Here is a 12177-nt window from a genome sequence, read left to right as displayed (position 1 = left end):
GGCGGCGGGAACGCGGGCGGTGGTCGAGGCGGGGGCGGGGACGAGTTCCGTCATTGAGCGGCGCGGCAGGGTCGCGCATGGCTGAAGGGCGGCGAGAAGCGGCGACATCGGCGGATTACGCGGACATCGCTTGCTCGCGCGGTTGCGGCGCGTCATCCCGAGGCAACATTTGAACGCGCCTCGGACGGACAACACTCGCTCACTCCCCCGGATCCGAATGCTTCCCCTTCCGCCGGAAAGCTTGCCTTTCGATTGAAGCGGTTACAACAAGCGGTGCCCGGTGCACCGCTTGCCCGCCCGCGCACGGATCGCGCATCCGGCATCGCTTGCGACCCTAAAGCACACGCGACGCTCAAAGATCCCCGCGCACTTCACCGGTTCCCAGCGCATTGCGTTGCCGATTGACTTCCGCCCACAGCGCATCGCTGTCGTCATTGCGCAGCACGATCATGCAGTCCAGCTGATCGTCGGTCACGCCGAAGTAGTCGAGGATTTCGCGGCGCATCCCATCGATGAACGCCGCGTATTCCGGCGTTGCCTGCGCTTGCGCGTGCAATGCGTCGTATTCCGCGTCGTCCGCGCCGCCGCCGTGCTCATCGATATAGCGCGAGATCCACGCGTCCCGCTCGCGGTCGTAATCGGCCTCGGCGCGCATCGCCTGCACGGCCGTGTAGAAATCCAGGTGCGCAAAAGCCGCGATCGCGGCCGTCGTCGCGTCGTCGAATGTCGTCGTCATTCCATCTATCAAGGGGGTCGTCGACCGTCGATTTTAGCGCGTGCGATCGCTTCGAGACGCTTTAGCGCTGCGGCGCATCGAACAGCTTGTCGAACGGCTCGACCTGGGCCATCAGGCCTTCCTCGAGTCCGTCGATGGCATGTTGAAGATCGCTTCCCAGCGCATCGACGGATGCGTAGCGGTATGGGTCGTCGGACTGCTTCCAGTTGACGTGTTGGCTCAGAATCGCCTCGTAGGTGTCGCTCTTGAACATCACGATGTTGCCGATCGCTCTGCGCGTGTAGGCGTGATAGCGGCCGGGCGACACGTAGCCTGTTCCGACGCGAACGAACAGAACCGCATCGCTTCCCTGATAGGGCGCGCCGCTTGCGCGCAGCGCGAAATGCTCGTCCGGTTTGACCGTCGGGAGACCCGGCGCAGACGCATCGACTTCCTTGACCGTGAAGCCGTGGTTGCGCAGGACGGTCTCGATGCGGTCGGTGAAGCGCCGGTTCAGCCCCGTGTCGCCGAATCGGGCGGTGACCAGATCGTTGAGCAAGGTGGGCGAATGGTCGTCGTTCTTGCCGAGTCCGGCGTTGACCGCGCCTGCCGCGGCGCCTGCGGCGAGCGCGCCGACCACGCCCGCACCCGGAAGCGGAATGGGGATGTGAACGGCGCCGGACGGTCCGAACGCGATATACACCGGCTTACCGGGATAGACGACCGTCACGGTTTTGACTGCTGCCAGTTGTTCGCGATTGACCTCCGAGGTCGTATCGCTGGCATGGCTCGAGACCGAAATCACGAGCATCAACGCGGCGAAGCGCTTTTTGTTCAATAGCATGTGCGTCCAATCTCCGCGCCTGTTCGTCGGCTGAATGGTTAGAAGACGCACGCGTTAACGGATCGTCCGCGAAAAGCTTGAGCGCGTGCCGGCGGACGACGGCGCGGCGCGCAGAAGCCTATCGGCGCCGAGCCGATCTCCACGGTGCTGCGACGGCGTTCCCTGGCTATCGGCGACGACACAAAAAAAGCCACTCCGTGGAGCGGCTTCGCAGACGCGCGGGCAGACGCCCGCGAGCCGACATCAGTCGTCGAGCAGCGACAGGTCGCGCACGGCACCCTTGTCGGCCGACATCACGAGCTTCGCGTACGCCTTCAGCGCCGCGGACACCTTGCGCGGCCGCGGCTTCGCCGGCTTCCAGCCCTTCGCGTTCTGCTCCTCGCGACGGCGCGCCAGTTCCTCGTCGGACACCAGCACGTCGATCGTGCGGTTCGGGATGTCGATGCGGATCTTGTCGCCGTCGCGCACGAGACCGATCGCGCCGCCGGCCGCCGCTTCCGGCGAGCAGTGGCCGATCGACAGACCCGACGTGCCGCCCGAGAAGCGGCCGTCCGTCAGCAGCGCGCATGCCTTGCCGAGGCCCTTCGACTTGATGTAGCTCGTCGGGTACAGCATTTCCTGCATCCCCGGGCCGCCCTTCGGGCCTTCGTAGCGGACGATCACGACGTCGCCGGCCTTCACCTTGTCGTTCAGGATGTGCTCGACCGCCTCATCCTGCGATTCGGTCACATGCGCGATGCCTTCGAAGACGAGGATGCTTTCGTCGACGCCCGCCGTCTTCACCACGCAGCCGTCGAGCGCGATGTTGCCGGTCAGCACCGCGAGCCCGCCTTCCTTCGAGAACGCGTGCTCGTACGAGCGGATGCAGCCTTCGGCGCGATCGAGGTCGAGGCTCGGCCAGCGCGTGTCCTGGCTGAACGCGACCTGCGTCGGAATCCCGGCCGGGCCGGCCAGATAGAACTTGCGGACCGCTTCATCCTGCGTACGGACGATGTCCCACTGATCGAGCGCGTCCTTCAGCGTCGGTGCGTGCACGGTCGGCACGTCGGTGTGCAGCTTGCCGGCGCGATCGAGTTCGCCGAGGATCGCCATGATCCCGCCGGCGCGATGCACGTCTTCGATGTGGTACTTGTTCGTGTTCGGCGCAACCTTGCAGAGCTGCGGAACGACGCGCGACAGCCGATCGATGTCCTTCATCGTGAACGCGATCCCGGCTTCCTGCGCGACCGCGAGCAGGTGCAGGATCGTGTTGGTCGAGCCGCCCATCGCGATGTCGAGCGTCATCGCGTTCTCGAACGCCTTGAAGCCGACCGAGCGCGGCAGCACGCGTTCGTCGTCCTGCTCGTAGTACTGGCGGGTCAGTTCGACGATGCGGCGGCCGGCGCGCTTGAACAGCTGTTCGCGATCGGCGTGCGTCGCGACGACCGTGCCGTTGCCGGGCAGCGAGAGGCCGAGCGCTTCGGTCAGGCAGTTCATCGAGTTCGCGGTGAACATCCCCGAGCACGACCCGCAGGTCGGGCAGGCCGAGCGTTCGACTTCGGCGACGTCGGCATCGGAGTAGGACTGGTCGGCTGCGATCACCATCGCGTCGACGAGGTCGAGCTTTTTCAGTTCGACGGTCTTCGTGACGGGGTTCGCGAGGCGCGTCTTGCCGGCTTCCATCGGGCCGCCCGACACGAAGATCACCGGAATGTTCAGGCGCATCGCGGCCATCAGCATGCCCGGCGTGATCTTGTCGCAGTTCGAGATGCAGACCATCGCGTCCGCGCAGTGCGCGTTGACCATGTATTCGACCGAGTCGGCGATGATGTCGCGGCTCGGCAGCGAATAGAGCATCCCGTCGTGGCCCATCGCGATGCCGTCGTCGACGGCGATCGTGTTGAATTCCTTCGCGACGCCGCCGCCGGCTTCGATCTCGCGCGCGACGAGCTGGCCGAGATCCTTCAGGTGTACGTGCCCGGGCACGAACTGCGTGAACGAGTTGACGACGGCGATGATCGGTTTCTGGAAATCGTCGTCTTTCATTCCGGTGGCGCGCCACAGCGAGCGCGCGCCCGCCATGTTGCGGCCGGCGGTGGAGGTTTTGGAACGGTATGTGGGCATTGTGGTTGCTGAAGAAAGATCGCGGAAAAGGGTGGGGGCACGGGATTGAGGCCCCTCGCGCGCCCGTGCGAACAACCTCTTGAGCTGCGCCCTGGGCAAACCCGGCGATTATCCCACAGGCGCCGCGCGGGTGGGGCGGCGGCCCGCGCCAGCCCGCCCGCGCCGCCGCCGGCCGCCAACCGCCAGCCGCTCGCCGCTCAGTCGAGCAGCGCGACGATCTCGTCGTACAGCGCGCGCGGGATGCGCACGCCGTTCGCGATGCTGCGGGCGCGCGCATCGAAGCGCCGCTGCGACGGCAGCCGCGCACCCTGCGCGACGATCGAGTCGAACATCCGCTCGCCGCGCGCGAGGCCCGCGTCGAGATCGTCGCCGAGGAAGACCTTCGGATCGAACGCGATCACGAGCTCGCCGTGGCACGGCGTCGCGCCGACGCCTTCGTCGAAGTCCATCGATTCGCGGCTCGTGAGGTCGCCGATCAACGCGCCGCCGAGCAGCTCGACCATCGCCGCGAGCGCCGATCCCTTGTGGCCGCCGAACGTGCGCATCGCGCCTTGCAGCGCGGCTTGCGGATCGGTGGTCGGCCGGCCTTGCGCGTCGATCGCCCATTCGGGCGGGATCGGCTTGCCTTGCTTCGCGTGCAGTTCGATGTCGCCGCGCGCGATCGCGCTGGTCGCGAAATCGAACACGAACGGCATGCCGCCGGGGCGCGGCCACGCGAACGCGATCGGGTTCGTGCCGAATACGGGCTCCTTGCCGCCTTCCGGCGCGACCCAGCTGTGACTCGGATTCATCGCGATGCCGACGAGCCCTTGCGCCGCGATGGCCTCGACCTCGGGCCAGAGCGCGGAGAAGTGATAGCAGCGGTTGATCACCATCGCGGCGATCCCGTGCTGCTTCGTCATCTCGACGAGCACGGGCAGGCCCGTCTCGAAGCTCAGCAGCGAGAAGCCGCGATGCGCGTCGACGGCGACGATCGACGACGAGAGCCGCCGCAGCGTCGGCACCGCCTGCGGGTCGACCTTGCCCTTGCGCAGCGAACGCACGCAGACGAGCAGCCGGTAGATGCCGTGCGAGTGGCACTCGTCGCGCTGGCCTTGCGTGATGACGTTCGCGATCGCGCGCGCATGCGCGTCCGACAGCCCGTGATGCGTGAGCACGCGCAGCGCGAGCGCGTGCACTTCATCGAGCGACAGGACGACGGCGTCGATCGGCTCAGCCATTGCGCGCCTCGCGCGGCATCGGCACGCCGTCGATGCGTTGCGGCACGTTCAGCGGATTCGCATCGCGGATCGCGTCGGGCAGCAGTGCGTCCGGCACGTCCTGGTACGACACGGGCCGCAGGAAGCGCTCGATCGCGCGTGCGCCGACCGACGTCGTGCGCGTGTCGGACGTCGCCGGGAACGGACCGCCATGCACCATCGCGTGCCCGACTTCGACGCCGGTGCCGAAACCGTTGACGAGAATGCGCCCGGCCTTGCGCTCGAGCGTCGGGCGCAGCGCGGCGAACATCGGCGCGTCGCCGTCGGCGAGGTGCGCGGCGATCGTCAGCTGGCCTTCGAGCGACTTCAGCACGCGATGCAGCGTCTCGGCGTCCGGGCAGCGGACGATCAGCGACGCGGGGCCGAACACCTCGTCGCGCAGTTCGCGGTGTGCCATGAACGCGTCGGCCGACGTGGCGAACAACGCCGCGCGTGCCTGATGACGGCCGCCTTCGGCGCCTTGCGCGAGCGATTCGACGGCTTCGTGGTCGCTCAGCGCGGCGACGCCGCGCGCATAGCTGGCGTGGATGTGCGGCGTCAGCATCGTCTGCGCGGCGGCCCCGCGAACGGCACTCGCGGCGGCCGCCTCGAATGCGCGCAGTGCGGGGCCGTCGACCGCGAGCACGAGGCCCGGATTCGTGCAGAACTGACCGGCGCCGAGCGTCAGCGACGCGACGAACTGCTGCGCGATCGCATCGTGGCGCGCATCGAGCGCGGCCGGCAACAGCAGCACGGGATTGATCGAGCTCATTTCCGCGTAGACGGGGATCGGCTCGTGGCGCGCGGCCGCGATATGCATCAGCGCGACGCCGCCGCCGCGCGAGCCGGTGAAGCCGACGGCCTTGATGCGCGGATCGGCGACGAGCGCCTGGCCGATTTCGCGCGACGCGTCGAACAGCAGCGAGAACACGCCGGCCGGCAGACCGCATTCCTGCACGGCTTGCTGGATCGCGCGGCCGACCAGTTCCGACGTGCCGGGGTGCGCGGAGTGCGCCTTCACGATGACGGGGCAGCCGGCGGCCAGCGCCGATGCGGTATCGCCGCCGGCGACCGAAAACGCGAGCGGGAAGTTCGACGCGCCGAAGACCGCGACCGGCCCGATCGCGACGTTGCGCAGGCGCAGATCGACGCGCGGCAGCGGCTTGCGATCGGGGCGCGCGGGATCGATGCGCGCGTCGAGAAAACCGCCGTCGCGCACGAGCGACGCGAACAGCGCGAGCTGGCCGACCGTGCGGCCGCGTTCGCCTTCGACGCGTGCGCGCGGCAGCCCCGATTCGGCGACGCAGCGTTCGATCAGTGCATCGCCGAGCGCCATGATGTTGCGGCCGATCGCGTCGAGAAACGCGGCGCGCGCGTCGAGGCTCGTTTCGCGATAGAGGTCGAGGGCGTCGTCGGCGAGCGCGCAGGCCGTCTCGAGGTCCTGCAGGCTTGCGCCGCCGAACGCCGGTTCGAGCGGTTCGCCCGTCGCGGCGGCGATCGCGTGGAAGGTGCCGTTCTGTCCGGCGACGGCCGACCGGCCGATCAACAGCTGACCTGTGAGTTGCATGGTTCTCCTCGGAAAAAAGCAGGGCCGGGCGCGATCGCCCGGCCGGCGGATGATGGGAAAAGCGCGCGCGTCAGCCTTCGTCGTCCTCGAGCTGCAGCTTGTCGGAACGCACGCCCGTATTCGCGCCCCAGTAGTAGATGACGAGCGCGACCGCGGCGACGACGACCGTGTCGTACGGATGCGCGAGCTGGCCGGTGCCGCCGAAGCCGCCGAAATACGACAGCACGATCATGGCCGCGTAGAACGCGATCAGCCACGCGGACGAGCGCACCTGTTCGGCGAGGCTCAGATGCGCGGTGGGCACCCAGCGGCGGCACGCGAGATAGATCGCGAACATCGCGATCTGCAGGCCGAGCAGCCAGGACACCGTGTGCCAGCCCGACCAGTAGACGATCAGCGCGGCGATCACGAACGACGCCGGGCCGGTGATCGCGAACGCGCTCGCGCGGAACGGCCGCGGCAGATCGGGAGCCGTGCGGCGCAGCGCGGCGACCGATACCGGCGCGACCGCGTAGCTGAGCACGAGCGCCGCCGACACGATGTTGATCAGCGCTTCCCACGACGGGAACGGCATCGTCCAGAAGATCGAGAGGCCGAACGTGAGCCACAGGCCCGCACGCGGGATGCCCGACGCCTCGTCGACGCGCGTGAAGACCTTGAAGAACGTGCCCGTCTTCGCCCAGCCGTACACGACGCGCGGCGTCGCGTTCATGTAGATGTTGCCGCAGCCGCTCGGCGAGACCATCGCGTCGGCGACGACCATCACCGCGAGCCAGCCGACGCCGAGCGCGAGCGCGATGTCGCGGTACGGCAGCGAGAAGGCCTTGCTGACGTCGTGCCAGCCGGCGGCGAGCATGTCGGTCGGAATGCTGCCGATGAACGCGAGCTGCAGCAGCACGTAGATCAGCGTCGACAGCAGGATCGACAGGATCAGCGCGATCGGAATCGTGCGCTGCGGATTGCGCACTTCGCTCGCCACCGACACGATCGGCGTGAGGCCGAGATACGCGAAGATGATGCCGCCGGCGGACACGGCCATTTCGATGCCCGGCATGCCGAACGGCGCGAAGCCGTGCACGGTGAGGTTGGCGGGTTTGAAGAACGTGAACAGCACCGCGATCACGGCCAGCGGCACGATGAACTTGAAGATGCTGATGATGTTGTTCGCCTTCGCGAACGTCTTCACGCTCGAGTAGTTCAGATAAAAGAAGAAGCAGAGCAGGGCCGCCTGCACGAGCCAGCCGAGCGTCGTCGGGTCGCTCGACCCTTCGACGGTGAGCCCCGGAAACCATGCGGCCGCATATTGCCGCGCGGCCACGACTTCGATCGCGATCAGGCTCGAGAACGCGATCAGCGTGATGAAGCCCATCAGATAGCCGAGCAGCGGGCCGTGCGAGAACACCGGATAGCGCACGACGCCGCCCGCGCGCGGCAGCGCGGCGCCGAGCTCGCAGTAGACGATGCCGAGCAGCAGCACCGCGAAGCCGCCGAGCAGCCAGGAGAAGATGCCGGCGGGGCCGGCGATCGTCGACACGTGGCTCGCGGCGAACAGCCAGCCGGAACCGAAGATGGCGCCGAGACCGATGAAGGTCAGGTCGGTGAGCGACAGCTGTTTCTTGAACTTGCCGTGGCCCGCGTCGGGGTGCGCGGAACCGGAAAGCGGGACGGACGATTGAGCGTTGCCTTGGCCTGGCATGGGCGTGTCTCCTATGGGAATGTCGGCACAGGCTTCATGTGCGCCGCGCTCCGACGGAGCAGCGGCGCACGCCTGCCGGTCGGCGTAATCCGGTTCGAGCGACCGGACGGCCCGCGGGCATTCGTGCAGCGCGGGCAGGCGCCGATACGAACGTCCCGCGGGCCCAGCCGGACCGAAGACGACGGCGCGAAGGGGGGAAGACCTGCATGCCGCCGTCGGGGGAACGGAAACCAGTATCGCCGCGCAAACCACTATCGCGCTTGAGCGGTTTACCGGAGCAGAATGACGAAATCGGCACAGCGCTTCGGGGCGCGTGCGGCGTGCTTGCGCGCTATGCCGATTTCGTCGCCGGCCTCATTGAAAACCCACAAGCGGCCGGACGCGCGACGGAGGAAGCTATGCCCCTTTCCCCACTTTCGGACGACGCATGATGAAGCGCATCCAGATCATCGATTCGCACACGGGCGGCGAACCCACACGGCTCGTCGTGTCCGGCTTTCCGTCGCTCGGCAGCGGCACGATGGCCGAACGGCGCGACGTGCTCGCGCGCGAGTACGACCGCTATCGCACCGCGTGCATTCTCGAACCGCGCGGCAGCGACGTGCTCGTCGGCGCGCTGCTGTGCGAGCCCGTGTCGCCCGACGCCGCGGCCGGCGTGATCTTCTTCAACAACAGCGGTTATCTCGGCATGTGCGGCCACGGCACGATCGGCGTCGTGCGCACGCTGCATCACATGGGCCGCATCGGGCCCGGCGTGCACCGGATCGAAACGCCGGTCGGCACCGTCGAGGCGACGCTGCACGATGATCTGTCGGTCAGCGTGCGCAACGTGCTCGCGTATCGCCACGTGAAGGACGTCGCGCTCGACGTGCCGGGTTACGGCCCGGTGCGCGGCGACATCGCGTGGGGCGGCAACTGGTTCTTCCTGATCAGCGATCACGGGCAGCGCGTCGCCGGCGACAACGTCGCGGCGCTGACGGCATACGCGAGCGCGGTGCGCGAAGGGCTCGAACGCGCGGGCATCACGGGCGCGAACGGCGGCGAGATCGACCACATCGAACTGTTCGCGGACGATCCCGAACACGACAGCCGCAGCTTCGTGCTGTGCCCCGGTCTCGCGTACGATCGCTCGCCGTGCGGCACCGGCACCAGCGCGAAGCTCGCGTGCCTCGCGGCCGACGGCAAGCTCGCGCCCGGCGCGGTGTGGCGCCAGGCTAGCGTGATCGGCAGCGTGTTCCATGCGAGCTATGTGCAGGCCGACGGCGGCATCGTGCCGACGATTCGCGGCAGCGCGCATCTGAGTGCCGAAGCGACGCTGCTGATCGAGGACGACGATCCGTTCGGCTGGGGCATCGTGTCGTGAGCGAATCGGCAACCGACGTCGTCGTGATCGGCGCGGGCATCGTCGGCGCCGCGTGCGCGCACGAGCTCGCGCAGCGCGGGCTGCGCGTGATCGTCGTCGACGATGCGAGCGGCGGCGCGACGGGGGCCGGCATGGGGCACCTGGTCGCGATGGACGACAACGCGGCCGAACTCGCGCTCAGCCATTACTCGATCGAACTGTGGCGCGCACTGAGCGGCGACATGCCGGACGGCTGCGCGTATCGCAACTGCGGCACGCTGTGGCTCGCGGCCGACGCGCACGAGATGGATCTCGCGCGCGCGAAGCAGGCGATGCTGGCCGCGCACGGCGTGGCGGGCGAACTGCTCGACGCGGCCGCGCTCGCGCGGCTCGAGCCGATGCTGCGGCCGGGCCTCGGCGGCGCGCTGAAGATTCCCGGCGACGGCATTCTCTATGCGCCGGTCGCCGCGAACTGGTTGCTGCAGCGCGGGCCCGGCATCGTGCTGCGGCGCGACCGCGCGGTCGACGTCGACGGCGCGCGCGTCACGCTCGCGAGCGGCGACGTGCTGCGTGCGCAACGCGTCGTCGTCGCGAACGGTGTTGCCGCGCGTACGCTGCTGCCCGAACTGCCGCTACGCCCGAAGAAGGGCCATCTGTTGATTACCGACCGTTATCCGGGGCGCGTCGCGCATCAGCTCGTCGAACTTGGCTATGCGGCGAGCGCGCATGCGAGCGACGGCACGTCGGTCGCGTTCAACGTGCAGCCGCGGCCGACGGGCCAACTGCTGATCGGATCGTCGCGCCAGTTCGACACCGAGGATCCGCGCATCGAGCCGCCGGTGCTCGCGCGGATGCTGCGCCGCGCGGCCGGCTACCTGCCCGACCTCGCCGAGCTGAACGCGATCCGCGCATGGACGGGCTTCCGTGCCGCGAGCCCGGACGGCCTGCCGCTGCTCGGCGAACATCCGGCGCGGCCCGGCGTATGGCTCGCCGTGGGCCACGAAGGGCTCGGCGTGACGACCGCGCCGGGCAGTGCGCGGCTGCTGGCCGCGCAGATGGCGGGCGAGCGGCCCGCGATCGACATCGAACCGTATTTGCCGGGACGTTTTCTGACGACGTCCCCTGTAGCCGGAGCGCTTTCATGATCATTCATCTCGACGGCCGCGCGCTGACGGTGGCGGACGGCGTGACCGTCGCGGCCGCCGTGGCGGCGAGCGGCGACGACACGACGCGCGTGTCGTGCACGGGCGCGCCGCGCGCGCCGTTTTGCGGAATGGGCGTCTGCCAGGAGTGCAGGATGACGATCGACGGCCGTCGGCGGCTCGCGTGCCAGACGCTGTGCCGCGACGGCATGCAGGTGGAGCGCACGCGATGAAGCAGGAACGACTGAGCGTCGACATCGCGATCGTCGGCGCGGGCCCGGCCGGGCTGTCGGCCGCGCGCGCCGCGGCCCGCAGCGGCGCGACGATCGCCATCGTCGACGACAATCCGCGTGCAGGCGGCCAGATCTGGCGTCAGCCGGCAGCGGCGACGCCCGTACCGGCGGCCGCCGAGCGGCTTGCCGTGCTGCGACTGCCGAACGTCAAGCATCTCGCGGCCACGCGCATCGTCGCGGAATCGCAGCCGCATACGCTGCTGCTCGAAGACGACGAACGCGCACTGCTGCTCGAATACCGGACGCTGATCCTGTGCTGCGGCGCGCGCGAACTGCTGCTGCCGTTCCCCGGCTGGACGCTGCCCGGCGTGACCGGTGCGGGCGGGCTGCAGGCGCTGATCAAGTACGGCCTCGACGTGCGCGGCCGGCGCGTCGTGATCGCAGGCAGCGGCCCGCTGCTGCTCGCGAGCGCGGCCACCGCGCGGCAAGCCGGCGCGCAGGTGTCGCACGTGCTCGAGCAGGCCGCCTGGCGCGACGTGGCTGCGTTCGGCGCCGGATTGTGGCGCTGGCCGTCGAAGCTCGCGCAGGCCGCGAAGCTGTTCACGGCGGCCTATCGGCCCGATGCGCACGTCGTTGCGGCGTTCGGCGACAAACGGCTCGAAGGCGTGCGGATTCGAAGCGGCGACCGCGAATTCGACGTCGAGTGCGACCGGCTCGCGTGCGGCTTCGGCCTCGTGCCGAACACCGTGCTGCCGAGTCATCTCGGATGCCGGATCGAAAACGGCGCGGTAGCCGTCGACGCGCATCAGCGCACGAGCCGCGACGGACATTTCGCGGCCGGCGAGTGCACGGGCGTCGGCGGCAGCGAGCTCGCGATGGTCGAAGGCGAAATCGCGGGCTGTGCGGCGACCGGGCAGACCGATGCGCTGCCGGCGCTCGTCGCGCGCCGCGCGCAGTGGCAGGCGTTCGCCGATGCGGTGCGCGCGCGCTTCGCGATTCGCGAGCCGATTCGCCGGCTCGCGAAGCCCGATACGCTGCTGTGCCGATGCGAGGACGTGCGTTTCGACGCGGTGGCCGGCGCGCCGGGCTGGACGGCCGCGAAGCTGCAGTCGCGCTGCGGAATGGGGGCGTGTCAGGGGCGCGTATGCGGTGCGGCCGCGCAAGCGCTGTTCGGCTGGACGCCGCCCGCGCCGCGCTCGCCGCTCGTGCCGGCCCGAGTCGGCACACTGATGCTCGACGGCGCCGCCGCCGACGAATGCGCGTGACGCACGGCGGCGCACGCAGCGCGGCGCATGCC

10 protein-coding genes are annotated in these 12177 nt (G+C 69.1%); 4 read left to right on the top strand and 6 right to left on the bottom strand.

From position 1 onward, the window contains the following. Positions 1–352: 352 nt before the first annotated feature. The 6 genes from ACSHSS_RS12095 to ACSHSS_RS12070 all read right to left on the bottom strand — a co-directional run bounded on the left by ACSHSS_RS12095 (position 353) and on the right by ACSHSS_RS12070 (position 8163). Entirely contained in the window at positions 353–736 is a 384-nt protein-coding gene (locus ACSHSS_RS12095; protein WP_445545012.1) for an ATP-dependent protease, read from the bottom strand. A 61-nt stretch (positions 737–797) separates the two neighbouring features. Further along, the gene (locus ACSHSS_RS12090) at positions 798–1559 is read right to left on the bottom strand and encodes a hypothetical protein (RefSeq protein ID WP_105761627.1); all 762 of its coding nucleotides are present in this window, start codon (positions 1557–1559) and stop codon (positions 798–800) included. A 243-nt stretch (positions 1560–1802) separates the two neighbouring features. Next, positions 1803–3662 carry a dihydroxy-acid dehydratase gene (gene ilvD / locus ACSHSS_RS12085; protein ID WP_445545011.1) on the bottom strand — a complete coding sequence of 620 codons (1860 nt, stop codon included), beginning with the start codon at positions 3660–3662 and terminating at the stop codon, positions 1803–1805. 197 nt (positions 3663–3859) lie between these two features. After that, the gene (locus tag ACSHSS_RS12080) at positions 3860–4882 is read right to left on the bottom strand and encodes an Ldh family oxidoreductase (protein ID WP_445545010.1); all 1023 of its coding nucleotides are present in this window, start codon (positions 4880–4882) and stop codon (positions 3860–3862) included. Continuing rightward, positions 4875–6467, bottom strand: a complete 1593-nt coding sequence (locus ACSHSS_RS12075; protein WP_445545009.1) for an aldehyde dehydrogenase (NADP(+)) — start codon at positions 6465–6467, stop codon at positions 4875–4877. The genes ACSHSS_RS12080 and ACSHSS_RS12075 overlap by 8 nt, the downstream gene beginning before the upstream one ends. A gap of 70 nt (positions 6468–6537) precedes the next feature. Next, positions 6538–8163, bottom strand: a complete 1626-nt coding sequence (locus ACSHSS_RS12070; protein ID WP_445545008.1) for an APC family permease — start codon at positions 8161–8163, stop codon at positions 6538–6540. A gap of 430 nt (positions 8164–8593) precedes the next feature. On the opposite strand from ACSHSS_RS12070, the gene ACSHSS_RS12065 reads away from it, so the two are divergent. From ACSHSS_RS12065 to ACSHSS_RS12050, 4 genes are read left to right on the top strand one after another with little or no spacing between them, the layout of a single operon-like run. Further along, complete coding sequence (locus ACSHSS_RS12065; RefSeq protein ID WP_445545016.1) at positions 8594–9526, top strand: 4-hydroxyproline epimerase; 933 nt, start codon at positions 8594–8596, stop codon at positions 9524–9526. After that, positions 9523–10650: an NAD(P)/FAD-dependent oxidoreductase gene (locus tag ACSHSS_RS12060; protein WP_445545007.1), complete on the top strand. Its 1128-nt coding sequence runs from the start codon at positions 9523–9525 to the stop codon at positions 10648–10650. The genes ACSHSS_RS12065 and ACSHSS_RS12060 overlap by 4 nt, the downstream gene beginning before the upstream one ends. Then, positions 10647–10880 carry a 2Fe-2S iron-sulfur cluster-binding protein gene (locus ACSHSS_RS12055; protein ID WP_006399860.1) on the top strand — a complete coding sequence of 78 codons (234 nt, stop codon included), beginning with the start codon at positions 10647–10649 and terminating at the stop codon, positions 10878–10880. Before ACSHSS_RS12060 ends, ACSHSS_RS12055 begins: the two co-directional genes overlap by 4 nt. Beyond that, the gene (locus ACSHSS_RS12050) at positions 10877–12145 is read left to right on the top strand and encodes an FAD-dependent oxidoreductase (protein WP_445545006.1); all 1269 of its coding nucleotides are present in this window, start codon (positions 10877–10879) and stop codon (positions 12143–12145) included. Before ACSHSS_RS12055 ends, ACSHSS_RS12050 begins: the two co-directional genes overlap by 4 nt. Positions 12146–12177 lie beyond the last annotated feature (32 nt).

This window comes from Burkholderia sp. BC1 (assembly GCF_052683555.1).
The sequence above is the reverse complement of the archived record's forward strand: the minus strand, read 5'-3'. Positions and strand labels throughout refer to the sequence as shown.